We start from the raw sequence: 26,654 nt of genomic DNA, 5'->3' as shown, positions 1-26,654 counted from the left end.
AACAAGGCGAATTTACGCGTCAATAGCTGGCCTATTGCAAGTAAATTCAACGTAGTTAGCGCTAAAAATAGCTGCTCATGATAGATTTATTATCCAGAGTTCAGCTTAATTAGCATCAATAAATAATACAAAAGCCAAGCACAGCTTGGCTTTTGTTGTGTTAAGCTTTTATATTATTGTGTGCGTTTTTTAAACCTAAATTGCCCCTCATCTATCAACCCACCACTTAAGTTTCGCGGCGTTGTATAAAAACTAACTTTAAGTTGATCTTGTTGATTATCAATATTTATGTGACTAAAGCCCCAAACAAAGCTCTTTGACCACACTAAATCATACTCCGGATATTTTTGGGCTTGAAACTGTGCAAATGGGGAATGTTTGCCACGCATTTTTGAAGCTGCACCAGATATTATAAGCGGTAATTTGCCATGACTACTGCCGCTATCAAACTCAGAGCAATCATCAGTTAACAGTTCTAAATCATGTTCATGACCCGCAATATAGCCATCAGCATATTTACATAGTGTTGGCATTAGTAAACGCCGTAACACATGTCCTTCTGTGTATTTTGTACCACCAATTGACCATAAAATATGATGCCCATACACTAACTTCCACTTAGCCGTTGAGTTAGCAATTTCTTTTTTTAACCATGCTAGTTGCTTAATATCTTCGCCATTTTTTGGTCCTTCGTGCTTATCATGAACTTCAAGCTTGGCTGCACCACTTTTAATTGCTTGTTGTTCATTACCTTCACTGCCATCAGGGTTAAGCGGCACTTTATAGTATGTTTGCCCCGCCAACAGCATATTTGTATCTAAAACGAAAAATTCTACGTCGTTACCTGGCGTCCCTTTTTTATAACTGTAGTACCCTTGTTCACCCATAAAAAAATTAGGTTGTTGCGCCATCCACTCAGTTTGTAATGCCACCCCTTTTCGAGAGCTGCGCCAGTCATGGTTACCTAAAGCAGAATATACAATCAAAGATGGATCAGCATCGAACAAAGGTTTCAAAGGGGCATAAATTAAATCATGTAAACGTTTTTGATCATCTTTACCATCATTAGCATCTGCGCCATCGGGGTAAACATTATCGCCTAATTGAATAGCAAACTGACACTCTTTGCTTTCACATAATTTAGCCATAGCTAGGCCAACCGCTTGTGCACCACCTTGTTCGGTTGCTATATCTGTCCCCGGATACACATAAATAGGAGCATGATCAAACTCTTTACGTGGTCGATAATCTTCAAGCCAATCTTGTAATTCTTTGGCTATAAATTCAGTTTTGTTTTTGGGGTTTTTAATCTGTTTCTTTTTGGGGTAGTCAACGTGATAGCCGCCATCCCCAAAAGCGATAAAATTTATATTTTTACTAGGTGTTTTTTCAGCCTGCGCACTGCACGCACTAAGTAACATACAACAAGCAAATGCAAGTGGTGAAAGAAGTAATTTGTTCATCATTTTATATTCCACAAAAAGGCCTACTTATATCAAGTAGGCCTTTTTAGTTGTGTAAATTAAAGAGAGTTAATAGTAAACCCTAGCTCATAAGTACGACCGTATGATTCATATTGGTAGTTGTATTTACGCTCACCATGATAAAGATACAAAGGCTCATCGGTTAAGTTTTTCGCATTAAAGTAAACATTAACAGAATCATTTATAAAGTACTTACCGCTGAAATCTAGTTGCGTGTGACTATCTTCATATACATTCATGTCAGCATCTTCAAATTGGAAGCTTTCACTCTTATAAGATGCGCTCAAACGAGTGCTAATTACATTGTTTTCATAACCAACAATAAAGTTACCTATTTTATCTGCTTGATTTGGTAAGCCATCGTCAGCATTAATAAATGTGCCATTTGCACTAATTAAAAAACCAGAATCAAACGTTTTACTCCAGTTAAGTTCAAGCCCTGTTAGTGATGCAGAGCCACCATTAACCATTTGCACAACTTCTTGGTAACCATTCCATTGGCCGTTATCTTGTACTTCTTGCTGAACAATATAGTTGTCGATATCTTTGTAGAACAGCCCCGCTGAAAGTACCCCAATACTGCCTGGGTAGTATTCAATAGAGGCATCGAGATTCATTGATTCATAAGGGTCTAAATCGGGGTTCCCCACTTCAGCTTTACGCTCAACGGAAATTACGCCGTCATCTTCACTGCTTTCAGATTCAATTAACTGAAACGCCGCAGAATCTTTAAATGAAGGGCGTGCAATTGTATTTGTATAGGCAAAACGAGACACTAATTTATCACTGTGCTCATAGCGCATATTTAAACTAGGTAAAAAATGATCATAATCTTTTGTGGCTTTCCAAGGCGTGCTTGTAACTACTTCCGTATCGTTTACATCGTCAGTTAATAGCGCGACCTGATTACCTTCAGTATCAAATTGAGTTCCTTCATAACGAAGGCCTGCGACAATTTGTAACTTATCAATATCTAACGTTACCATTGCATAAGCTGCAACAATATCTTCATTACTGGTATAACTTGCACCATCGGACTCAACTTGTGAGTCGTTTTCGTTCAGTTCAAATGCATCACGATTATTATTCACAAATTGACGGATAGCTGAACGATTTAGACCAGGACCAAATTCTCCTAAATCATAGTCGGGGACAGGCGCAGCGAAGTCACTCGCGAGTGCTCCTTGTAAGTCATCCTTATAAATCCAAACATTTACATCGTTACGTTTTTCACGGCTTTGATATTTAGCGCCAAACTTGAATTCACCATTGTTATTATTCCAAACAAAATCACGACTGAAATCAACCTTAAAGGTCATTGCTTCATCTTCACTAAGATTGTCGTTAGCCTCTACTTTATCTAAAACAAAATTGCTCATGTCGTTAGCATTAGATGATTGAGATAAGCTTGGTATTTCACTTTGTGCAATATAACCCAAATCAAGCCCTTCACCCGCAAAGCTTACATCTAAGCGATCTGGCTCTTTTTCGTCTGACTTTGAGTAACCGACGCTGTATTCAACAAACCAATTGTTTAATTGATGCTCGCCACCTGCGACCAATGACAAAATGCTTTGTTCTTCATAACGATCTTTCGTATCTCGGTCCATTTCAGCGTCAGAAAAAGAAGCGCTGTTATTATCATGGGTATTAACTTGGCCATCGCTAAACTTAAACTCTTTACGCTGGCGGTATTCATCATCCGAGAAATCACTGTAAAGTGTGCGTAAATAGTATCGATTTGCTACACCACTGTGTAAATCAAAGTTAAGCGCAGCACCTAAACGCTCACGTGTAATTTGATATTGGCGTTGCTCAATCTCTTCTGCTCCAAAGATTTTTATATCTTCACCCGTAGCGTCATCTTCAACTTTAAATTCGCTCCAGCCACCATCAGTTTCAACATTACGAGAACCAAAGTCACGTTTAAACCACGAAATAGCAGTCGCTACCCCTAAATCCAAACCGTTATTGAGTTCATAAACATCTGTAAAACTTGCCGAAAGTTTAGGGCTAGTGTCCGACTCAAGTTCATTATATGAACCTTGTGCGGTGAAGCTATAACTCTGCCCAGATTTATCAAAAGCACTTAAACTTTTAACTTCAATTGAACCACCAATCGCACTTGCATCCATGTCAGGTGTGACCGTTTTACTTACTTCTAAACTTTGAATTAATTCACTTGGAATAACATCCATTGCCACACTGCGAACCCCGGCCTCGGGAGAAGGTACATTAAGGCCATTCACGGTCACATTATTTAAATTAGGATCGATACCACGAATACCAACAAAACGTCCTTCGCCTTGATCTCGCGCTATAAAAACCCCCGGCAGGCGTTGTAAAGCTTCCGCTGCATTTTGATCTGGGAGCTGACCAATTGAATCAGCACTTACCACTGACTTTAGATTACTGGCATTTTTTTGTCTGTTAATCGCGCCAGCTTGCCCTGCACTTTGACCATAAACAATAATATTATCAATCGCATCCTCTTGCTCACCTATTATTATTTGTTGCGTGAACACGTTTTCATCAACAATTTTTATTTTTTTCTCTACCGAGGATGCACCAATATAATCAACCATTAAGGTGTAATCCCCTGCTGGTAAATTATTAAATGAGAAAGTACCATCACGCCCGCTGACTGTTTTTAGATTTAGTTCTTTTACAGTAATTTTTGCACCACCAAAGTAAACACTTTGACTTGAATCGGTAATGCGTCCTTTAACGGCGCCATCAGCTAAAACTGGGGTTGTATATAAAATGCCACAACATGCTAATGCGAGACTCGACTTAATAAAAGGTGATGATTTAAAAGGGTTCATAATGTTTCTCTTAATTGCTGCTTATGATTAATAGGCCATACTGGCTCGGCACGGACATCCTAATTACAGAAGATGAATTAAATATGTCAGTGTTTTTTATCCCCTATTTAAACCATGTGTTTATGTTGTTTTTTTTACAAAAAAACGACAACGTGAGCTAATTTGACTCCCCTTAATTTACCTATAATTACGGTTTGATAATAAAAACTACAAACAAAATAGAGCTAAAATAATAAACGATTAAATATGTTGAGCTGTTCAGACTCTAACTTAACTAAGACATCTGTTTACGACCAAAATACAACCTGTCTCCATCAACAAACAAACCTGTTATTTTTAATCAAAAAAAAGCCCCAAGTAAAAAATACTCAGGGCATGTACTATTTTTAAAACTAACTATTCAACACTATCGGTGATCGTACGTTCTAAGGTCATTTTATAACCTGAGCTCGTTGTTGTATCGTGCTCTAAGATAAGTATGTAGTTTCCTTCTTGCGTAAAGTCCATATCGCTTTGTTGGATAAGCACAATTTGCTGCCCGTTATCCTCAAATACTGCATAAACAGTGTAAATCTCGTTGTCTACGACTTGCTCTTCTTGATCGTATTTATCAAGCCCATCAACAACATTACTTGTGTCTTCTACTGTTTCACCGTTAAGTGTAAAGTACACGTCAACTTCAGAGACTGATTGACCTGCATAATTTTCAATTAAATTTACAACTGATACCGTATGACTATAACTGCTAGGTGTAAGGTTTTCTTCTACGCTCATCATACGAGGACCATTTTCTTCGTCGTTATAAAAAATCCCCACTGCACTTTGTTCACGCTCTAACGTCATTAAAAAGTTATCAGCAAGCTTAGTGCCTTCTTCGTCATACATAGCAACACTGTAGCTGTTAGGCGATAATTCAACATAGTTAGTATAAGTATCGTTGGCTACTGTATCGGTTGTTAACTCTGTAGTACCACGAGTAATTGAGAAGCTAACCGGTGAATAGCTATCCATTGTATTAATGAATCGTAATTGGCCTTGTGCATCTTGATGATTTAGCTCCGTGACATAGTTATTATCAGTCACTATATCAAGCGTAATACCGTTTTTTTCGGTTGCATAGCTTGGACGGATCATAGCAACGTAGCTTGCTTCGTCGTAGTAATAAACTGAAGGTGATTCAAAAATAACATCCGAACTACCTGCCGCTGTCACATAAATTGTATAATACCCTTCTTCAAGTGTTTGCAGATCGGGCTCAGTCAAATACTGCGCAGAGGCAAATAATGTTGCGCTTTCAAATACACCATCATCCGTAGCTATATAAATATCATAGTTATTATTTTCATTCGTGGTATTAAAAAAACCTAAGTTAAATTCATCAGTGTCACTAGAGATAGGCACGCTAAGCTCTGTGAATATAGGCTCAGCAAAATCGCCACTCATCACAATTAATTGCGTTTTATCACCTTTAATCGACACTTCTTGTTCACTAATGGTTATGTAACTGTCGTTGGCATCAAGGTACTCAAAACTTACATCATAAGTGTCAGTACTGTAGTTGTGACGAGTAGTTACATCAGCAAAGTCAGTACCTGAACGCTCTGTTTCATCAATAAATAGTCGAGTGTATGGGCTGTTATAAGAGCCATTATATAATTGAATATAACCGGTATCACTTGAGCTATCATCGGAGCCACAACCGGCTAAGATAGAGATTAAACTAAGTGGTAAAGCAGCTTTAAACAGGGAGTTGGTCATTAGAGTTATTCCTTATTATTAAAATCCCTTTTATGACTCGAATACCCTATTTTAATTTCATAATTTACAAAGCATTACTCGCACTGACACTTCCTGACGTAAACGTTAAAAAGTGTATGAAAGTGTCTTTAATATTGATAATAGATTACAAAAGGGAAAGTTTGAGGGACAACCACAGCAAATGCTTAGCGTTTTAACGTCTGCGTTTAGAGGTTGAAAAGATCAGCTCACTACATACCTATTACGGCCAGTTTCTTTTGCTTTATACAAAGCAAGATCAGCTCGCTTCATTACCTCATCAAACAACTCTCGTTCAATGCGTTGTGCAATACCTATGCTTACAGTTATAAAGCGGTCGTTTTTCACATTAATTGTATGAGCGAGCTCTAAAATAGTTTGGGAAAAATCAGTCACATCATTAATATTACTTGGGGGGAAATAACCGGCAAACTCTTCACCACCAATTCGAGCAAAAATACTCGTGTCATCAAATAAAGCATTCACTTTATAGGCAAACTCTTTAAGTATTTTGTCTCCCATATCGTGACCGAAGTCATCATTTATAGATTTAAAATGGTCTATATCAATTATTAAAAGAGTGTATGCGGGTGTCGTCACATTTTTCACATATCGATAAAAACAACGCCGGTTATGCACATTAGTCAAATCATCCATAATGAGCTCTTTAGCTAGCCGATTATGCATTTTTTGCATAAATAACATAGTTTTAAACAAGCCAAAAGCGGTTATTGTCATGCCTATAGTTCGGCATAAATCTTCAACATACAAACTTACCCAGTAAGGCGGTATAACTACCTCATCAAGCACATCAGCCGTAATACCGACAATCCATAATAACAATCCAGTGCTTACGTAAAAATATGCTTTTTTAGCTAACTTTGAGCACTGTACAACCCAAAAAATAGCAACAATGACTATTAAATTAATAACATCCGTCGTAAAACCATAAATATTATTTTTAAAATCTAAAAAAGGGAAATTCATTAAAGAATAAGCAGAAAACACCAAAATATAGGAAAGAAGTATAAACATTAAAAGCTTATTCAGCTTAGTGAGATGGACAAAGCGACTTAACTTTATACTTACTATTTCGGGATTCATTATCGTCCAATTTTACGTTAGGCTATATGAGCAACACGTAAAATTATAACACACGTTCAAAATTCAGATACAAAACCACTGCGTTAAATGAGTGTACTTACCCCCCATGTCCCTAGTATTAAAACACTTAAACCAATCATAGCCTTAGTTTTATGTTTACTAATTATCCGTTCAGCTTGATTACCCGCGTAATACACAATAATAGCCAAACTAAAATAACGAATAGAACGTGCAATAGCACTGGCTAACAAAAATAACCAAATTGAATATTTAGTTGCACCAGCAGCAAGCATCGCTATTTGAAAAGGGATTGGTACAATACCAAGCGTTATAACAAACCAAAAACCTTGTTCTTGCATTTGTTGCTGAACATTTTTAAATTGCTCAGGTGTTGAAAACGTATTAATGATCCAATCACCAACGGCGTCAAATAGGTAATAACCCAAAGCATAGCCAAACAGAGCTCCCACAACACATCCCAAAGTAGCCATAAATGCAATAAGCCAAAGTTTTTCACGTCGAGCTTGCATTAATGGCACTAAAACAGCCTCAAGTGGAATAGGGACTATAGTCGACTCTAAAAAAGACGCAACGGTAATACCACTTAACATATGCTTAGAATCTATAAATTGACGTGTTTTTTGTTTAAGCTTTTTTTGAATAGCCATTATAATTCCCTTCTATAATTTAAACTCTCGACAATATAAAGCAGAGGGCTTTATTTTTATTTATCAGACACTTAAAGCAAATATAAAGTCTATTTCACCTAAAAAAACACTACCGTAAATTTAACCTACAGAGATAAACCCACCAAAATCGAATGCTAATAAAGTTAAATTAACCTGAGTTCTGGTTAAGATATTTACCAACGTATTGAATTATAGTGATATGTAAATTTATATTCTCTAGCCAGAAATTTTCAGTGAAAGCAAGACGAGCTTACGCGTCAATAGCTGGCCTGTTGCAAGTAAATTCAACACAGTGAGCGCTGAAAATAGCTGCTTGAGATAGATTTATTATCCACAGTTCAGGTTAAATTAACCTCCCTACAATCCAAGTAACAATATAACTAACTTGCGAAGTATCATCGCATATTCAGCTTAATACAGGATGAAAATACATATTTATGAGCAAGTCGCTATTTATTACATATCTTTCGCCTTATAAGCAATAAACGTTACAAGCTAAGTCCAAGGTTTTTACTGAAAACATATTCATGTAAAAAACACACCAATTAAATGAAAATGATATTGCGAATTATTCGTATTTATATATAATATGGCGAAATTATTCCCGCTCAACTGTATTATTTGTTTACTTAATTAGGAATTTATTATGCGTTTAAAAAAACTATTAACAGGTGTGATGCTACTCACAGTCTGTGCAACAAGTTATGCCCACACTCCTTATTTAGCGCCCTACTCTTTTGATGAATCAAGTCAAGATAACGTTACTTTAGACGCTGCTTTTGCAGAGAAATTTTTTGTTCCTGAGCTTGCGTTTAATAACAGTATTTTTACTGTAATTACTCCTAATGGTGAAACCATAAATCCTGATAATGTTGTGAAATTGCATTTACGTATGGTTGTAGAACATCAGCTAAAAGAAGAAGGTACTTATCGCTTTAGCACAGGTAAACGCTTAGGCCGTGTGTTTAAAATGTATGAAATAAACGGTGAAAGAAAATCGCTAGAAAACCCAATGGATGCAATCCCTGAGGGAGGAAAGTTACTCGCCTTTTTCCAATCACTCACCTTAGCTGAAAGTTATGTAACCAAAGGTGCCCCAAGTGAAACAGCCCTAAAACCTTACGGTCAAGGCTTAGAGTTTGTTGCTAAAAGCCACCCTAATGAACTTTTTGTTGGTGAACGTTTATCAATGGTTAGCGTGTTTAATGGAAAACCACTGGCTGACTTAACTGTTGATGTTTTTCAGGCGAACGATCAATTTAGCAATGATAAACCTTCCATCTCATTAAAAAGTAACGATAAAGGCGAGTTTAGCTTTATGCCACAAAAACAAGGCGTATACCTTTTACGTGCACGTTATAAAAGTGATGCACCTAAAGGCTCTCCGGCTCCTCAAATCAGTAATACCTACACCCTTGTTGTTGAAGCGACAGAATAAACGAGAAATAAAATGAACAAAATAATAACGATTACTTTTACTACTGTTTTAGCACTACTAAGTACAGTCACAAATGCAGCATCGCATAGCAAGTCGATTTACATAAACCAATACGATACCAACAATGACGGCAATGTGCACTTAGCTGAATTTGACAATGCCCGACAGAATAACTTTAACAGCACTGACGAAAATAAGGATGGCGCAGTAAGCGAAAACGAATATGTTTTTGAATACCAAGACCGTATGGATAAACAACTTACCCTTGATAGATTAGTGCAAGTTAAACAAACCACAGTACGCTTCAAAGCACTCGATAAAAATGAAAATGCTAAAATGGAATGGCAAGAATACCAAGCATCTGGTGTACGTAGTTTTACAAAATATGATGTAAATAAAGACGGCACAATTAACGACCTAGATCCTGAGCCAAAAAGAAAAACAGAAAAGAAAACGGTTGAAAAAACTGAGCAGCAATTAGCACAAGAAAAACAAAACAAATTAAACAGAGCAAAACGCCTACTTCGTATGCCAACAACGCACGATCGAAAAGGTTTTTTTATTAAATACGACCTAAATCAAGATAACATTATTACCCAAAAAGAATTTAACCAACGCCGTCGACAAGACTTTAATCGTGCCGACGAAGATGCTAATAATTGGCTAACAGAGCAAGAGTATATTTTTGAATATGAAAACCGTTTAGATAAAAAGATAGCCAGTACACGCAAAGCTGCATTAAAACAAACACACATTCGTTTTAATGTTTTAGATAAAGATGAAGATGGTGCAATGACCTTTGCTGAATACCAGCTGTCAGGGCATCGTAGTTTTACACGTTGGGATACTGACAAAGACGGTATCGTCAACAACCTAGATCCAGCGCCTAAAAAAAATGAATATGTGAGCAACAATAAAACGGCAAAATCATCAAACACTAATTACTGAATATTAAACGCCTCCCTGCCAATAAATTTACAGGCAGGGAGAACAATATTGAATTAAGGAATGTTGATAAATCATGTTAAAAAAAATATTCGGTGCTGCTTTATTGCTTATTTTTAACACACAGCCAGTTCTTGCAATGGTAAATGCCCATTACGATAATGTATTAGGTACATCAATGGATATAAGCATTGCAGGTGTACCTCAACTGCAAGCCGAAAAAGCGATAGGTAGTACATTAAATGAAATAACACGCTTAGAAGGGATTCTTTCAACGTGGCAAAAAGAGAGTCAGATTAGCTTGCTAAACAAATTAGGAAGTAAACAAAACCTTCCTAGTGAATTAATTGAAATTGTTGAATTATGTGAAAAATGGCATGCCGCTTCGCATAAAAAATTCAGTTGCAAAATGGGAAAATTAAAAGAGCTTTGGTTAGCCGCTGAACGCACTGATAGCGTACCAGATAGGATTGCCGTACGTTATAAAGCTCGCGACATCCAACGCTCAACCATTAACATTGATGCTGTAAAAAGCAGTGTAATATTAGATGAAAAAATAGCACTTGATCCTGCGGGGTTAGCAAAAGGGTTTATTATTGACTTAGCTTATGCGCATTTGCATTCGTTATTGCCTGATGCAACGGGATTAAAATTAGATATTGGCGGTGATGCATATTATTGGGGAAAACCAAATAATAATGCTAAATGGCATGTTGCAATAGCCGATCCGACAAATCTAAACGATGCTCAATCAGCAGCGCCATATTATGTGAATTTATCAAATATGGCCATTGCATCAAGTAGTCACCATAATCGCTTTAGACAGATTCAAAGAAGAAAATTTAGTCATATTTTAGATCCACAAGATGGCTGGCCAATGGACTATGCGCCATCTGCAACGGTTATAGCTAAAGACGCCGTCACTGCAGATGCCATCGCAACGGCATTAAGCACTCAATCAATATCACAAGGAATAGATTGGGTTAATCAACTAGAAAATGTTGAAGCATTAATAGTATCGCCTCAAGGTTTAAAAGTGGCATCAGCTGGATGGCATACTTTTGTAGGCTCTGAAACTGAAGCCATTGATGAGCTTTCTGCTAACTCACTGCAAATAGAATATCAAATACCTAATTTACAAGTAGCTAAATATGAAAAACCTTATGTTGCTATTTGGATAAGCGATCGCCAAAACCGTAGTGTTTATAATTTACTATTACTGGGTGAAAGTAATCGATGGGCTAAAGAAAACAGTCGTTGGTGGCGACGTGTCGGTCGTAAAAATCCAGATTTATTAGATGGTATAGCTCGTCCAACTCGCCGACCAGGAGAATATAAAGTTCTTTGGAGTGGCCTAAATAACAATGGTGAATTTGATAGAAAAGCTAAATACTATCTAAATATAGAAGCGGCAAGAGAAGGTGGAGGCCACAACTATAAACGGATTGAATTTGAGTTTAGCCCTCATACTGAATCAGCCTCACTACCTAAAAAATTAGTCATTCCTGCTAAAGGTGAACTGGGAATTGTAAGCATAACTTATAAAACAACAAATAATAATCGCCTCTAACGCTTACTCATTTAAAGGTATTATTAAAAAATAAATGTGTAAATCGCAATCGTTTGCCTTTGCATTTAAATTAACATTAAATTAGGGATCATCATGAAATATAAAAAATCCATTTTAACCAGTGCAATAACCATTGCACTTAGTGGGCAAGCTTTCGGACAGACCATACAAACACTAGAAAAAACGGTTGTTAAATCTCAAAGCATTGAGCGTGATGCGGTAGTAGAAGTACTTAGTAGTGAAGAATTAGCACTTCGCCAAGTTGATAACTTTGAAGATTTAGTAAAATTAGTACCTGGTGTATCTGTATCAAAAGGTGATGATCGCTGGGGTGCAAGTGGCTTTAATATTAGAGGATTAGATGAAGACCGAGTTGCTATTAATGTTGATGGTGTGCCACAGGGCGAAACACTAAAGTACGAAAGCGGACAAGCTTACGGATATTTTAAAGGTTCACGTAATGGTGTCGATATTGAAGCACTAAAATCAGTTGAAATTGTTAAAGGTGCTGATGCTATTTTATCGGGTAACGGTTCGCTTGCTGGTGCCGTTAATATGACAACGAAAGATCCTGACGATTTTCTTTCTTATCAAGGCGATGACTCAGGTTTTGCCATAAAAGCAGGCTACAGTGGTGAAAATAGCGAAACAATGACCTCACTCACTGCGGCTAATAGAACTGGTGCTCTAGAATCACTCATTATTTATACCTATCGCGATGGTAATGAATTTGAAAACTATGATATGAATGGCGCTGATATAGAAGGCTCTGCCAGAGAAATTCCTGACCCTCAAGATACTAAGTTAAATAGTGTACTAGCTAAGCTTATTTATGAAATTAGTCCTGACAATGAAATTGGATTTGTTGGTACTTATTATAAAACAAAAGTAATTACTGATACGCAATCATTTAATGGGGGTTGGTATTCAAACCGAGTAGGCAACGATATAAGTAAAACAACCCGAGTTGGTGTTTTTCATAAATACGAAGGTGAAACAGCTCTTTTTGATAAAATAACCACTGCATTAAATAAACAAAGTATCGACTTTGCGGCTAATACGAGCCAACACGCTAGATTTGGTTTTGGTGGTGGAATAACTACCGATGAAGACCGTGTTGATACACGTGCTTTTAATCAAGACCTATTCCAAGTAACAGTTGATCTAGAGAAGTCATTTAAGTTTGCGCAACAAAAACATAAATTAGTTTATGGTGCTGAAATATTAAATAAAGACTATGAAAACTCACAAGTACGAAAGTCTAACAGCATTTTAAACGACAAGGGTTGGGTAGAATCAAGCAGCCAAGCTTTGATCCCAAAATCAGAAGCCGACATTTATACTTTATACGCCTTAGATACGTTTAATCTTGGAAAAACAACTCAGGCGCGTCTTGGCGCACGATATGACCACTATACATATAATGCTAAAGCAGATGAAAACTATTCAGATGAATCAGGAACATTAGGAGAAATTTCGTTCTCTATGGCAACATGGACAGCTGGCATTGAACAAGCACTCAATGATTCATTTAGTATTGAAATGGGTGTATCAACTGGCTTCAGAGCACCTACCATTGAAGATATGTACACAACAAGTGGCACTCTCGATGATTGGAATGAAGTTCCCAATGCCGATCTAAAAGCGGAATACAGCACTAACTATGACGTTGCATTAGTTGGTGAGTTTTCTAAAGGTAGTTTTCGTTTAGGTACTTTTTTCAGTAAGTATAAAGACTTTATTGATAGCGAAAAACGCCAAGGCATAAATACTAATACGGGTGAAACAGACCCAGATGGATTTTTTGTCAACTTTAATTCAGATACCGTTGAAATTAAAGGTATTGAGTTCTCGGCCGACCTTAACCTAAGCCGCACATTTGATTTAACACCCGGTTTAAAAACGCGTGTACAAGCGGCTTATACAAGTGGTGAAAATAGCGAAGATACGCCTATCTACTCTATTCAGCCGTTTAATTTAACGTGGGGAATAAGCTACGACCAGCCTGAAGGTAATTGGGGCGTTCACACATATGCTTCTTACACTGCAGGTAAAGAAGATAAAGACTCCTTTACAATCGATGAAAATGGCGAAAAAACATACCCTCTTTATTCTAGTAATGCAGCAACAATTATTGACCTAACTGGGTATTACAATATTACTGAGTCTTTACGCTTGGTTGCAGGCGTATACAACGTAACAGATAAAGAATATTACCGTTGGGATAGTGTTCGCTTTGTTGACCAAGGTGATATGAGACCTGGGATCGGAGTGACTGATAACGGCATTAAACGCTACAGCGAAGCAGGCCGTAATTTAGGTGTAAATGTAAGTTATAAATTTTAAGGTACACAAAATAATTAATATTTAGGCCGAGTTATGACTATAACTCGGCTTTTTTCCTTCTAGCCAAGATAAATAGTGCTTAAACAAAAAGCACGTTAGAAATAGCAGACAAATTAACTTACAATTAAAAGTAGTGAGTATTTTAATTGTAAGTAGTTATTAAATTTATGCAAAGTGCGCGTTTTATTCCCTTTAGAAAGCAAGATATTGTTGATATGTGTAGCGAAGAGCTTAGAAGCAGTACACAAAAAACATCGTTTAAACAATTTTGTGATTTACTAGCAAGCCTTATTCATTACGATTACCACGCAACACTTGAATCACTTAAAAATAACTACGCCCCGTTTGATCCCAACAGTGACACGCGATCGTTAGCGCCAGTATCGGCGGATCAAAAAGCGCAGTGCCAACATGAGTTTGCTAAAGATTTTGCCAAAGTACTCAATGCTGCTAATTTTGAAGTGATCACCAATGAAGACTTACAAGAGGCATTAAACGAAGAATCACTATTTAAAGTGCGCCTTGAGGTTGAGTTTGACGACTTTGAAGAAGTGGTATTTTATCGCCGTGGCGAGTCGCAACTCACTGAAACCATCATCAGCTTTTGGGGCCTTCGTAAAAAACCGCTGCACTTTACTAATTACGACCGAGTTGCGGTGTTTATTCGCTTTAAAGACAGCGCTTATTTTGCAGCTAAAAATAAAACGCCAATGGGGTTTGAGCCAAGTTCAACCATAGTAAAGTTGTTTCAAAATGTGCCAAAAGCTGATCTCGAAATGCTATTTCCTAATAGCGAAGTACGCATGCGCCCTATTGATAAAGCAATTATTGGCTCATCGGCTTTAGTTGGCGGTGCAGTGGTACTTATAACTAAACTTGGCGCATCAATCGTATTATTGCTTGCTCTGTTTGCTTTTTGGGGTGGTTTTAGAAGTGAAGCTGTAGAAATGACCCAACAACATTTTATTACCTTTGCTATTGGCATGGGGGTTTTTGGCAGCTTTATTTTTAAAGAATGGAGTAAGTTTAAAAACCGTAAAATAAAATTTATGAAAGCCCTTAGCGATAACCTCTACTTTAAAAACCTCGATAACAACGCGGGTGTTTTTCACACGCTTATTGACGCCGCCGAAGAAGAAGACATAAAAGAAGCCCTGCTTGCGTATACCTTTTTACTCAAATCAGAAAGCGGCTTAACCGCACAAACGCTTGATGAACAAATAGAGCATTGGTTTAAAAGTAAATACCAGTGCGATCTTGATTTTGAAATTAGCGACGCACTTGAAAAGCTGGTGCGTATGCGTTTGGTAACGTGCACTAGTGATGTGTATAGCGCAATAAATTTAGATCATGCAAAAACGATACTGGATGAGCGCTGGGATAATCTTTTTCAATATAATTAATGTAGTATTTTTGCTAAATAATACCCAAATAAAAAAGCAGCTGATAAGTACAGCTGCTTTTTTATTATATTATCAATAGCTAGTATTTAAGCTAATTCAGCTTCTGCTTTTTTAGTAAATTTAGAATGCACTAACTTATAAAGCGCAGGCAATATTAACAGTGTCAGTAAAGTTGATGAAATAATCCCGCCAACCACTACTGTGGCGAGAGGTTTTTGCATTTCAGAACCCGTTCCCGAATTAAGCGCCATAGGTATAAAGCCTAAACTTGCCACCAGCGCAGTCATCAGTACTGGGCGCAGGCGCTGTAATGCACCGCTGTGAATTGCTTCAAACAAACTTAAGCCGTCGCTTCGTAACTGCTTAATAAACGACAGCATAACCACGCCGTTTAATACCGCGACACCACTTAGGGCAATAAACCCCACACCCGCTGAAATTGAAAGCGGCATATCGCGCAGCAATAACGCAAGCACACCCCCCGTTAATGCCAGTGGCACACCACTAAATATAATCAATGAATCACGAAGCGATCCAAAGGCGCTATACAGTAAGCCAAATATAAGCAGTAAAGTGACCGGCACAACCAACGACAATCGCTTACTTGCCGATTGTAGCTGCTCAAACGTGCCGCCGTATTCAAGCCAATAGCCACTTGGTAAATTAAGTGATTCATTCATGCTCGCTTGCGCATCACTTACAAAGCTTGCTAAATCGCGCCCCTCTACATTGGCAGTTACTACTACATTGCGCTTACCACTTTCGCGGTTTATTTGATTAGGCCCTTTTTCAATGCTGATTGTCGCTACTTCGCCAAGCGGTACAAATGCAAGTTCTGGGTTACTATCTTTAGGTAAAGCAACTGGCAAACGAGCAAGTGCTGATACATCGCTAGACCAACGCTTATCAAGGCGCACTAATAACGAAAAACGTTTATCGCCCTCGTAAATTAGTCCGGTTTGCACACCACCAACAGCGGCGGCAAGTGTTTGTTGAATATCGTTTACGCTTAAACCCAATAACGCCATGTGGTCGCGCATTGGTGTTACCGAAAGTGTTGGCAATCCTTCCATTTGCTCCAAACGTACATCGGTAGCGTCTGCAATATTACGCATTAGCCCTGTGGCTTTTTCGCCAAACTCTTTAAGTACGCTTAAGTCGTCACCATAAATACGCAGTGCCACATCGGCGCGCACGCCAGCAATTAACTCGTTAAAGCGCATTTCTATTGGTTGTGTAAATTCGTAATTATTACCTGGTACATCGTTAACACGGGTACGAATTTGCTGAACCAATTCTGCTTTAGTGAGTGCTGGATTAGGCCACTCTTCTTGCGGTTTAAGTATTAAAAAAGTATCAGCAACATTGGGCGGCATAGGATCGCTTGCTACATCAGCAGTACCAATTTTTGAAAATACGTTAGCAACCTCAGGCTGATCTAATATGGCTTGCTCAAGTTCTTTTTGCATTTGCACAGATTGCTCAATACCAGTGCCAGTAATGCGCAGCGCGTGCATAGCAATATCGCCCTCATCAAGTTTCGGTAAAAATTCTGCGCCCATGTTTTTAACTTTAAAACCAAGCACTAATACTAATGCAGTGGCAATACCCACCATCAGCCACGGTAATTTAAGCGATATACCAAGTAATGGTTTATACACTTTTTTAACGCCGCGCATGAGTGCATTTTCGGTTTCATCAACCTTACCGCGAACAAACACTGCAATAGCAGCAGGAACAAAGGTAACGCCAAATATAAGCGCGCCAATTAACGCCGCAACTACTGTAAATGCCATTGGCTGAAACATTTTGCCTTCAACGCCGCTTAGTGCAAATAAAGGTAAATAAACCAGCATAATAATAACAATACCAAATACAGCCGGTGTAAATACTTCTTTGGTGGCGGCGGTCACTACATTTAAACGCTCGTTTAAGGTAAGTAGCCTGCCATGTTTATGCTGAGCTACACCGAGTTGGCGCAGGCAGTTTTCAACTACAATTACAGCGCCATCAACAATTAAACCAAAATCGATTGCGCCTAGGCTCATTAGGTTACCCGATACGCGATTACCCACCATACCTGTAACGGCAAACAACATACTCAACGGAATAACCATTGCCGTAATAAGCGCGCCCGTTACATTACCCAGCAGTAATAGCAAAATCACTATCACTAAAATGGCACCTTCAAATAAGTTGGTTTGCACGGTTGCTATGGTTTTATCAACAAGAGTTGTACGGTCGTAAACCGCTTCAACAATAACGCCAGCGGGTAAGCTTTTTTGCACATCAACTAACTTATCAGCCATCGCTTTTGCCACTACGCGGCTGTTTTCGCCAATTAGCATCATGGCGGTGCCGAGCACGGTTTCCTCGCCGTTATAAGTGGCCGCGCCAGTTCTAAGCTCCTTGCCTAAAAGCACGTTAGCCACATCTTTAATGCGTACAGGTGCATCGTCGCGCTTAGCTATAACGGTATTGGCTATGTCATCAATGGTTTTTAACTGCCCTGGTGAGCGTACTAAATATTGCCCATCAAAACGCTCAATATAGCCTGCGCCTCGGTTACTGTTATTAACCTCAAGTGCACTAATTACATCGCTAATAGTAAGCTTATAAGCAATGAGTTTTTCGGGCACTGGCGCTACTTGATATTGGCGCTCAAAACCACCTTGGCTGTTTATTTCGGTTACGCCTTTTACTTTTAAAAGCTGCGGACGAATAACCCAATCTTGCAAAGTACGTAAATCTTCAGCGTTGTAGGCGGTACCATCTTCTTTTAACCCATTAGGCGCGGCGTGCACACTATAAGTAAATATTTCGCCTAAACCACTGGCAATAGGACCCAAGTTTGGCTCTACGTTATTAGGTAAGTCGGAGCGAATACTTTGAATACGCTCACCAATTTGCTGACGCGCCCAATAAATATCGGTGCCTTCATCAAAAATAACCGTTACTTGCGAAAGCCCATAACGCGAAAGCGAACGGGTGTAATCAAGCTTAGGTATGCCCGCCATGGCGGTTTCTACCAAATAAGTAATGCGTTGCTCTACCTCTAATGGCGTAAAACCCTGCGCTTTGGTATTAATTTGCACTTGTACGTTAGTTATATCGGGTACTGCGTCTACCGCTAAATTTTGAATGTTGTATACACCAAATCCAGCAAATAAAAATGTAAGCGCAAGCACCAGCATGCGGCGTTTAACCGCAAAAGAAACTATCCAATTAATCATGGTGCCTCCTAGTGAGCGTGGCTTGCGCCGCTTTTTAAAATATCAGCTTTAATGACGTAACTATTGTCTGTTACGTATTCGCTACCCGCGTTTAAACCTGCAAGTACTTCTACCCACTCGCTATTTTTTGCGCCTAAGGTAACGGGGCGCACTTCAAATACATTATTTTTACGAACAAACACACTGGGTTGACCGTTAAACTCTTGAATGGCTTGTGGCTTTACACGCACGCTGACATTTATTTTAGCCACACTTACATCGCTATTTATATGCATGCCTGGGCGCCAATGCCCGTCTGGGTTATTAAGCTCTATACGGGCACGCGCTATGTGCCCGCCTGTCATCATTGGGGCTATAAAAAACACTTTGCCTTGCGTATTTAAATGGTGATGCAAGTCGTACACTTTAGCGCTTTGGCCAATGGCGAGTTTTTCAATGTTTTCAGGAAAAGCCGACAGCTCAACCCACACTTTATCAAGGTTAACTACCTGCATCAGTGCGCTGGTGCTTGCAAGCTCGCCACGCTTTAAGTATTGCTCGGTTACAACGCCGCTAATTGGGCTTTTAATAGGGTAGTTTTGCAGTGTTTCGCGGTTGGTTACATTGGCAAGTACGTCGCCTTTTTTAACGCTTTGACCAATGCTTACAAAAATATCGCTGATCAATCCTGTATACGGTGCCATTACTTCTACCGTGCCGTGCTGCGTTGGTGCAATAACACCAAAAAGCGTATCGGTAATATCCACTTCACCACTTTGCGCTATCTCGATTTTAATGCCAGCGCGCTTAATAGCTCGCTCTGTTAACGTGGTACGGCCTTCGTGTTGGTCGTACTCATAGCTAATGCTCTCGCCTTTATAATTAGCAGTAACGGTAAGTGCAAACGAATGTGGTTCGTTAATTGATTGTGTGCTAACAAGGTAGTCGCCCTCAGCTGCAAACTGTATATTTTGCGACCCTTCAACTAAGCGCTTTAAACTCATTGTTATGTTTAAGTCGTTTATATTAATTGGCTTATTTTGTTTATAGCCGTATACGCGCAGCTCAACATTACCTGCAAATTCTTGCAATTTAAGCTCAAGGGTTAATTTAGAGTCAGTTAATAAAAAGCCGCCGTGTGGACCTTGTTTTTTCTCGTGTTGCTCTGTTTCTTTATGGCCTGACTCGCCATGTTCAGCAGAGGCAAATACATCAGTGCTTACAAAGCTGCAGGCAAACGAAAGTGATACTAGTAATGCGATTATATTTTTATTCATGATTGATGAGTCTCAATTAAAGATTGGCCTGTTAAACGCTCAAGAGTAAGTAGCACTTGGTACAGCTCTGCGTGAGTTGTAATTAGTGTGCGTTTAGAATCAAAAAGTGCTTGTTGAGCATCAAGTAATTGCAACACCGAAATTTGTCCGCGTTGATAACTTTTTAAGCTTTGCTCAATCAATGTTTGTGCCTGAGGAATAATTTGATCAGATAATAGCTTTGCCTGATTAGCTCGACCTTGATAATAAGCGTACAAAGTACGTACTTGCTGGCGTAACTGGATGCGCAATTGCCCTTGCTGCTCATTTAAAAGCATGAGCTGACTATTTGCAGCTGCAATATTTCCGCTATTTGAATTACTTAATTGCAGTGGCATAGAAAACGAAAACACTAATGAGCTGGAGTCGCTTTGTTGGTTATAGCGCACGCCTCCCCCTATATTAATATCGGTTTGTCCGTTTGCTTTTTGCAGTGTTAAGTTAGCTGTTTGCTGTAAATATTGCTGCTGTAATAATGCAAATTCAGGGGCTTGGTTAACCGCATCTAAAAGTGCTTGCGCTGATTTAAGCGCAGTAATTGCATTAATATTGCCAGCAAAAGTGTTGTAGGGTTGCTCCTCACTCCACAGCTCGTTAAGCGATAAACTTGCTCGCTCAAATTCACTATTAAGCATGGCTTTATCAAGCTCTACTTGGCTAAGTGCATAACGCATGCGCGTTACATCAGCTTGCGACGCAGCACCCGCATTGGCTCTTTGTTCAATCGCTTTAAGCGCCTGGGTAACTACCTGTTTACGCTCGTTGTTCAAACTTAATAATGTTTGAAATTTAAGCCCTTGATAGTATCGCTCAGCAGTGGTTGCCAATAACGCTAAACGGGTATTTTCATACTGTATTGCTTGGGCTTTAATATTGGCGGTTGCATAATTAATACGGCTTTGGCGCTTATCGCCCAGCTCTATTAGCTGGCTAAGCCCGAGTGTTATTTCAGCGCCTTGAATGCCACGCGCCTTGTTAGTGCCAAGTAAGTTTTCGGCTTCAACATTCAATACAGGGTTAGGCGAAAGTGCAGCTTGAGATTTAAGCGCACTCAATATTTTTTGATGATAAGGGTAGCGTTTTAATACCGGGTTTTGTTGTTCGGTATTACTCAGCGCTTGCTTAAGGGTTAATGTTTTAACATTCGCCAAAATACTAAAAGCAGGTAACGCGCACATTAGCGCCACCAGTATAATTGGTTTTTTATTCATATAGCGTGTCCGTTTTTTAATAAACAGAGTTAACTTAATCACTACGCCTACTTTAAAAACAAGCGCGATCAAGTAACCTAAATATGCATATAACTAGCCTAATAGCGCATAAACGCAGGCTCTAATATACAAAGTATTTAAAGTTAGAAACTAGCTATAAAAATTTGGTGGCGGTACATCTGGCGGGTAATTTAACCCGTTATAGCACGCAGGCGAAGTTGCTTTACTTTGCTCTGGGCTTATTGAATGGCTAGAGGTGCTGTTGTAGCCACAATGGCAATGTTGGTGGGCATGAATCTCGGTAGTTGATGTTTTATCGCTTTGGTTATCATCGGCTGTGGAGTCGCCTTGCGATAACGAACTGGTTACGTGATCAACGTCTTCTTGCAAATGATACGCAGCGCCATCACAGCTAATAAAGCTGTGTACAAGCACTAATAATATCACTATTAAAAAACGGTTTGAGCGCATTACCTACCTAAAACTCTAAAATGCAATTTAAGAAATCGCACAATACCTTAAATTTATTCAAATGTAGAGAGCCGCTAACGTTATTTTCTAAATTCGCTTGGCGACACACCTACCGACTTCTTAAAACGTTTGGAAAAATTAAAAATATTAGAATACCCCACATAACTTGCCACATGCGAAATTGGCCAAGCCGTGTTTAACAATAAGTTTTTAGCCCGTTCAATTCGTAAATAAATAAGTTGTTGTATTGGGCTTTTACCAAATTGCGCTTGGCATAAACGATGCAAATGCGGCGGTGAGTAATGCACATGTTCGCACATTGCCTCTATTGTCCAATCAAACTGCAAGCGCTTATCTACCTCTTCAAACAAACTAATTAAACGGTTATGCGCCGCACCCTGAGAGTTATTTTGCAGCGTAGCATTTAAGTAATGACTTAAAATAGGCGTTACGCTTTCGCGTAAATTAGCATTGGGCTCGCTGTATAAAAGCTCCATAGCAAGGTGTAACGGTTCAAGTTTTTGCTCGGTTAATACCAATGCTTGCGCTAAGTTTAAATGCTGCCAACGTTTAGTATTTGCAAGGTTTAACCAAATAACATCCCAATGTTCAGCATCAATTTTCACTTCAAAGCTTTGCTTTGCTGGTAGCACAATAAGTGTATTAGCATTAAGTGTGTACTGCTCATTTTGTGTTGTTAATTTACCCTGCCCTGCAAGCGTATAAAAAAGTGTATGTTCTAGCGGTGCTGAGCGTGCTACGCAATAACGACCCGATAGGTTTGAGCAACCCGCAAGTGCTATTTCAAGGTTTGGCATTTGCGCGAGCGTTTGTGAATCAATAAAGCGTTCTATACAGCGCGGACCAATATCGAGTATGTCTTTAATGTTATAGCGCATAATTACAATGATAGTTTTGGATAAATAAAGGAGAGCTTTAAGCATAACCCCTGCGATTATTTTTAGCTATATTTAGCGCATTATAATTGCCCGCTTATGCAATAGGATAAACATGACCTCTTTACAGCACATAATTAATCGCCGCGATTGGGAAAACCCAATTTCAGTACAAGTTAATCAAGTAAAAGCGCACAGCCCACTCAATGGATTTAAAAGCGTTGACCATGCCCGTACTAACACGCAATCGCAAAAACAAAGTTTAAACGGTCAGTGGGACTTTAAATTATTTGATAAACCCGAAGCAGTTGATGAATCGTTGCTAAGTGAAACACTAAATAGCAACTGGCAAAGTATTACAGTGCCTTCTAACTGGCAATTACACGGCTTTGATAAACCTATTTACTGTAATGTTAAGTACCCATTTGCAGTTAACCCGCCTTTTGTACCAAGCGACAACCCTACAGGCTGTTACCGCATTGAATTTAATATAAGCGAAAGTAAGCTAACTCAGCGTAATCATATTATTTTTGAAGGCGTTAACTCGGCGTTTCACCTGTGGTGTAACGGACAATGGGTGGGTTATTCACAAGATAGCCGTTTACCGAGCGAGTTTGATTTAAGCGAACTATTAGTTGCAGGCACTAACCGTATTGCCGTTATGGTTATTCGTTGGAGCGATGGCAGTTATTTAGAAGATCAGGACATGTGGTGGCTAAGCGGTATATTCCGCGATGTTAACTTACTTACCAAACCGCAAAACCAAATTCGTGATGTGTTTATAACCCCCGATTTAGACGCTTGCTATCGCGATGCAACGCTACAGATAAAAACGGCGATTAATGCGCCAAATAACTATCAAGTAGCAGTGCAAGTTTTTGATGGCGAACAGGCGCTATGTGAGCCACAAATTCAAAGTACTAACAATAAACGTGTTGATGAAAAAGGTGGCTGGAGCGATGTTGTATTTCAAACAATTGATATACAAAGCCCTAAAAAATGGACCGCCGAAACCCCGTACTTATACCGCTGCGTTGTGAGTCTGCTTGATGATCAAGGCAATACTATAGACGCAGAAGCCTACAACATTGGCTTTAGAAAAGTAGAAATGCTGAACGGGCAGCTTTGCTTAAACGGCAAACCGCTACTTATTCGCGGTGTTAACCGCCACGAACACCACCCAGAAAACGGCCATACAGTTACTACCGCCGATATGATTGAAGATATTAAGCTGATGAAGCAAAATAACTTTAATGCCGTGCGTACTGCTCATTACCCTAACCACCCTCGTTTTTACGAACTATGTGACGAGCTAGGTTTATACGTAGTTGATGAAGCAAATATAGAAACCCATGGCATGTTTCCTATGGGGCGTTTAGCTAGCGATCCGCAGTGGGCTGGTGCATTTATGTCGCGTTATACACAAATGGTTGAGCGCGATAAAAACCACACCTCAATTATTATTTGGTCACTAGGAAACGAATGCGGACACGGCGCCAATCATGATGCTATGTACGGCTGGTCAAAAAGCTTTGACCCTTCGCGCCCTGTGCAATACGAAGGCGGCGGCGCAAACACAAAAGCTACCGACATTATTTGCCCAATGTACGCCCGTGTAGATACCGATATTAAAGACGATGCGGTACCTAAATACTCTATTAAAAAGTGGCTAAGCCTACCAGGTGAGACTCGCCCGCTTATTTTATGTGAATACGCCCATGCAATGGGTAACAGCCTAGGTAGCTTTGACGATTACTGGCAAGCATTTAGAGAATACCCACGCCTACAAGGCGGCTTTATTTGGGATTGGGTAGACCAAGGTTTATCTAAAACAGACGAAAACGGCAAGCATTATTGGGCTTACGGCGGCGACTTTGGTGATGAACTAAATGACCGCCAATTTTGTATTAACGGCTTATTATTTCCAGACCGCACGCCCCACCCTAGCCTGTTTGAAGCTAAATACAGCCAGCAACATTTACAATTTACGTTGCATGAGCAAAATCAAAACCAATACACTATTGATGTATTTAGCGATTATGTATTTAGACACACAGATAACGAAAAGCTCGTTTGGCAATTAATGCAAAATGGCGAATGTGTTGAACAAGGCGAGCAAATTATTAATATTGCTCCGCAAAGTACGCACACGTTAACAATTAAAACTAAAACAGCGTTTGAGCAAGGTGCGCAATATCACCTTAATTTAGATGTAGCACTAATTAACGACTCACACTTTGCAAATGCTAATCACGTTATGGATTCAGAGCAGTTTAAGCTTATAAATAGTAACAATTTAAGCAGTAAGTCATTTGCATCATCATCTGAGAAAAACGCTATAAGTGTTAGCGAAACCGACTCTCAACTAAGTATTGAAAACGATAAATTTAAACTTATTTTTAGCAAGCAATCAGGGCTTATAGAGCAGTGGTTACAAAACGATACTCAGGTTATTAGTAGCCCACTGGTTGATAACTTTTATCGTGCCCCACTTGATAACGACATTGGTGTAAGCGAAGTAGACAACCTAGACCCTAATGCATGGGAGGCTCGTTGGTTACGTGCAGGTATAGGGCAATGGCAGCGCACATGTAGCTCAATTCACGCCGTGAAATCAAGTGTTGATGTACGTATTACTTGTGTATTTAATTACGAGTTTAATGGCGTGCTACAGGCTCAAACACAGTGGCTATATACACTAAATAATACCGGTAAGATTAGCTTAAATATTGACGTACACTTAAACGATACACTTCCGCCAATGCCGCGCATAGGGCTAAGTACAACGCTTAACAAACAAAGCGATACAAAAGTAAACTGGCTAGGTTTAGGGCCTTTTGAAAACTACCCAGATCGCAAAGCCGCAGCTCGTTTAGGTTATTACAGCTTGAGCTTAAATGAGCTACATACACCGTATATATTCCCAACTGATAATGGCCTGCGTAGCGATTGCCAATTGCTGAGTATTAATAACTTAACCGTGACTGGCGCGTTTTTGTTTGCAGCCAGCGAGTATTCGCAAAGTACGCTAACGCAAGCAAAACATACTAACGAACTCATTGCTGATGATTGCGTACATGTACATATTGATCATCAACATATGGGTGTAGGTGGCGATGATTCATGGAGCCCAAGTACTCATAAAGAGTATTTACTTGAGCAAAAGCAGTACAGTTATTCTTTAACTTTTTCAGCTAAATAATTTAAACAAAAATAGCGGCCAAATTGGCCGCTATTTTTTAATTTAAAAACTCTATTTATTAGCTAGTTTTTTAACTAATACGTTATCAAGCGAAAAACTTCCCGCTCCCTGAATTGCTAAAACCACAGTTACAACAAGTAACGTTAATGCATATTCATAACCATTGTTTGCCATAAATAAGCCATTACTAATATGTACGCTAAAAATAGCAATCAGCATAGTAAAGCCAGAAACTACAGCAGCTGGGCGCGTTAACAAACCAATTGCTAATGCAATGCCACCAAAAAACTCAGCGCTACCTGCCATCATTGCTAACCAATAGCCAGGCTCTAAACCAATACTCGCCATCCACTGCCCAGTGCCTTCAAGCCCGTAACCGCCAAACCAAGCAAATAGCTTTTGTGCACCATGCGCCGCTAAAATAAGGCCAACTGGCACTCGTAAAATTAATGCTGCTACGCCTGCTTTTGAGCTAAGTAATGTGTTTAGTAATTTCATGAGTTTTAGTCCTGTTTGAATTTATTTAATCGTTAGGTTTTTCCTAACCGTTGAACACAGTTTACTATCATCAGTAAAAACATTAACATGGGATTTATTGGTTAATTAGCAACGCAGTGTTTATAATAATCCATAAAAAAACCGCCAACCCAAAGGTTGACGGTTTTTTATTAACGTATTACTTAGGGCGTGTTGATCTTTGTGGATTGAAATTTGTTCAATCTAGGGGCGATTAAATCGCGGCGCGAGGTTTGTAACCTAGTGGGCT

17 protein-coding genes are annotated in these 26,654 nt (G+C 39.1%); 6 read left to right on the top strand and 11 right to left on the bottom strand.

Going from position 1 to position 26,654, the window contains the following annotated elements; genetic code table 11:
- Positions 1-173 precede the first annotated feature (173 nt).
- The 5 genes from DO88_RS02840 to DO88_RS02860 all read right to left on the bottom strand — a co-directional run bounded on the left by DO88_RS02840 (position 174) and on the right by DO88_RS02860 (position 7,857).
- Positions 174-1,466 (bottom strand): metallophosphoesterase, encoded by a 1,293-nt coding sequence (locus DO88_RS02840; protein WP_050482465.1) that lies wholly within the window; start codon positions 1,464-1,466, stop codon positions 174-176.
- Between the two features lie 56 nt (positions 1,467-1,522).
- Positions 1,523-4,309, bottom strand: a complete 2,787-nt coding sequence (locus DO88_RS02845; RefSeq protein WP_033040706.1) for a TonB-dependent receptor — start codon at positions 4,307-4,309, stop codon at positions 1,523-1,525.
- A 396-nt stretch (positions 4,310-4,705) separates the two neighbouring features.
- On the bottom strand, positions 4,706-6,067 hold the full coding sequence (locus DO88_RS02850) for a hypothetical protein (RefSeq protein WP_008135145.1): 1,362 nt from the start codon (positions 6,065-6,067) through the stop codon (positions 4,706-4,708).
- Between the two features lie 222 nt (positions 6,068-6,289).
- Complete coding sequence (locus DO88_RS02855) at positions 6,290-7,120, bottom strand: GGDEF domain-containing protein (protein WP_008135144.1); 831 nt, start codon at positions 7,118-7,120, stop codon at positions 6,290-6,292.
- 152 nt (positions 7,121-7,272) lie between these two features.
- On the bottom strand, positions 7,273-7,857 hold the full coding sequence (locus DO88_RS02860; protein ID WP_007378241.1) for a YqaA family protein: 585 nt from the start codon (positions 7,855-7,857) through the stop codon (positions 7,273-7,275).
- Positions 7,858-8,524: 667 nt separating this feature from the next.
- Here DO88_RS02860 and DO88_RS02865 point away from each other — a divergent pair.
- The 5 genes from DO88_RS02865 to DO88_RS02885 all read left to right on the top strand — a co-directional run bounded on the left by DO88_RS02865 (position 8,525) and on the right by DO88_RS02885 (position 15,580).
- Complete coding sequence (locus tag DO88_RS02865; protein WP_007378240.1) at positions 8,525-9,316, top strand: DUF4198 domain-containing protein; 792 nt, start codon at positions 8,525-8,527, stop codon at positions 9,314-9,316.
- Positions 9,317-9,328: 12 nt separating this feature from the next.
- Positions 9,329-10,264, top strand: a complete 936-nt coding sequence (locus DO88_RS02870; protein ID WP_033028715.1) for a hypothetical protein — start codon at positions 9,329-9,331, stop codon at positions 10,262-10,264.
- A 73-nt stretch (positions 10,265-10,337) separates the two neighbouring features.
- Entirely contained in the window at positions 10,338-11,831 is a 1,494-nt protein-coding gene (locus DO88_RS02875; RefSeq protein WP_033028714.1) for a DUF2271 domain-containing protein, read from the top strand.
- Positions 11,832-11,924: 93 nt separating this feature from the next.
- Positions 11,925-14,177, top strand: coding sequence for a TonB-dependent hemoglobin/transferrin/lactoferrin family receptor (locus DO88_RS02880; RefSeq protein ID WP_007378237.1), 2,253 nt, complete (start codon positions 11,925-11,927; stop codon positions 14,175-14,177).
- 167 nt (positions 14,178-14,344) lie between these two features.
- Entirely contained in the window at positions 14,345-15,580 is a 1,236-nt protein-coding gene (locus DO88_RS02885) for a TMEM143 family protein (protein ID WP_007378236.1), read from the top strand.
- Between the two features lie 86 nt (positions 15,581-15,666).
- Here DO88_RS02885 and DO88_RS02890 read toward each other — a convergent pair whose 3' ends face one another.
- The 5 genes from DO88_RS02890 to DO88_RS02910 form a co-directional block, all read right to left on the bottom strand.
- Positions 15,667-18,813, bottom strand: coding sequence for an efflux RND transporter permease subunit (locus tag DO88_RS02890; protein WP_033040704.1), 3,147 nt, complete (start codon positions 18,811-18,813; stop codon positions 15,667-15,669).
- Between the two features lie 8 nt (positions 18,814-18,821).
- The gene (locus tag DO88_RS02895) at positions 18,822-20,069 is read right to left on the bottom strand and encodes an efflux RND transporter periplasmic adaptor subunit (protein WP_033040703.1); all 1,248 of its coding nucleotides are present in this window, start codon (positions 20,067-20,069) and stop codon (positions 18,822-18,824) included.
- Entirely contained in the window at positions 20,066-21,319 is a 1,254-nt protein-coding gene (locus DO88_RS02900; protein WP_033040701.1) for a TolC family protein, read from the bottom strand. The genes DO88_RS02895 and DO88_RS02900 overlap by 4 nt, the downstream gene beginning before the upstream one ends.
- A gap of 150 nt (positions 21,320-21,469) precedes the next feature.
- On the bottom strand, positions 21,470-21,790 hold the full coding sequence (locus tag DO88_RS02905; RefSeq protein WP_008135125.1) for a hypothetical protein: 321 nt from the start codon (positions 21,788-21,790) through the stop codon (positions 21,470-21,472).
- A gap of 80 nt (positions 21,791-21,870) precedes the next feature.
- A complete protein-coding gene (locus tag DO88_RS02910) occupies positions 21,871-22,689 on the bottom strand; it encodes an AraC family transcriptional regulator (protein ID WP_033040699.1) in 819 nt (272 codons plus the stop codon).
- Between the two features lie 112 nt (positions 22,690-22,801).
- On the opposite strand from DO88_RS02910, the gene DO88_RS02915 reads away from it, so the two are divergent.
- Complete coding sequence (locus DO88_RS02915; RefSeq protein ID WP_033040696.1) at positions 22,802-25,888, top strand: beta-galactosidase; 3,087 nt, start codon at positions 22,802-22,804, stop codon at positions 25,886-25,888.
- Positions 25,889-25,939: 51 nt separating this feature from the next.
- Here DO88_RS02915 and DO88_RS02920 read toward each other — a convergent pair whose 3' ends face one another.
- Positions 25,940-26,386: a DoxX family protein gene (locus DO88_RS02920; protein ID WP_007378229.1), complete on the bottom strand. Its 447-nt coding sequence runs from the start codon at positions 26,384-26,386 to the stop codon at positions 25,940-25,942.
- Between the last annotated feature and the right edge of the window lie 268 nt (positions 26,387-26,654).

Source organism: Pseudoalteromonas sp. S3431 (assembly GCF_000690035.1).
Classification (GTDB): Bacteria; Pseudomonadota; Gammaproteobacteria; order Enterobacterales; family Alteromonadaceae; genus Pseudoalteromonas; species Pseudoalteromonas fuliginea.
The sequence above is the reverse complement of the archived record's forward strand: the minus strand, read 5'-3'. Positions and strand labels throughout refer to the sequence as shown.

Coding starts and splice junctions, on each gene's coding strand:
- DO88_RS02840 (WP_050482465.1), bottom strand. CDS start 1,466: ATGATGAACAAATTACTTCTTTCACCACTTGCATTTGCTTGTTGTATG.
- DO88_RS02845 (WP_033040706.1), bottom strand. CDS start 4,309: ATGAACCCTTTTAAATCATCACCTTTTATTAAGTCGAGTCTCGCATTA.
- DO88_RS02850 (WP_008135145.1), bottom strand. CDS start 6,067: ATGACCAACTCCCTGTTTAAAGCTGCTTTACCACTTAGTTTAATCTCT.
- DO88_RS02855 (WP_008135144.1), bottom strand. CDS start 7,120: ATGTTTATACTTCTTTCCTATATTTTGGTGTTTTCTGCTTATTCTTTA.
- DO88_RS02860 (WP_007378241.1), bottom strand. CDS start 7,857: ATGGCTATTCAAAAAAAGCTTAAACAAAAAACACGTCAATTTATAGAT.
- DO88_RS02865 (WP_007378240.1), top strand. CDS start 8,525: ATGCGTTTAAAAAAACTATTAACAGGTGTGATGCTACTCACAGTCTGT.
- DO88_RS02870 (WP_033028715.1), top strand. CDS start 9,329: ATGAACAAAATAATAACGATTACTTTTACTACTGTTTTAGCACTACTA.
- DO88_RS02875 (WP_033028714.1), top strand. CDS start 10,338: ATGTTAAAAAAAATATTCGGTGCTGCTTTATTGCTTATTTTTAACACA.
- DO88_RS02880 (WP_007378237.1), top strand. CDS start 11,925: ATGAAATATAAAAAATCCATTTTAACCAGTGCAATAACCATTGCACTT.
- DO88_RS02885 (WP_007378236.1), top strand. CDS start 14,345: ATGCAAAGTGCGCGTTTTATTCCCTTTAGAAAGCAAGATATTGTTGAT.
- DO88_RS02890 (WP_033040704.1), bottom strand. CDS start 18,813: ATGATTAATTGGATAGTTTCTTTTGCGGTTAAACGCCGCATGCTGGTG.
- DO88_RS02895 (WP_033040703.1), bottom strand. CDS start 20,069: ATGAATAAAAATATAATCGCATTACTAGTATCACTTTCGTTTGCCTGC.
- DO88_RS02900 (WP_033040701.1), bottom strand. CDS start 21,319: ATGAATAAAAAACCAATTATACTGGTGGCGCTAATGTGCGCGTTACCT.
- DO88_RS02905 (WP_008135125.1), bottom strand. CDS start 21,790: ATGCGCTCAAACCGTTTTTTAATAGTGATATTATTAGTGCTTGTACAC.
- DO88_RS02910 (WP_033040699.1), bottom strand. CDS start 22,689: ATGCGCTATAACATTAAAGACATACTCGATATTGGTCCGCGCTGTATA.
- DO88_RS02915 (WP_033040696.1), top strand. CDS start 22,802: ATGACCTCTTTACAGCACATAATTAATCGCCGCGATTGGGAAAACCCA.
- DO88_RS02920 (WP_007378229.1), bottom strand. CDS start 26,386: ATGAAATTACTAAACACATTACTTAGCTCAAAAGCAGGCGTAGCAGCA.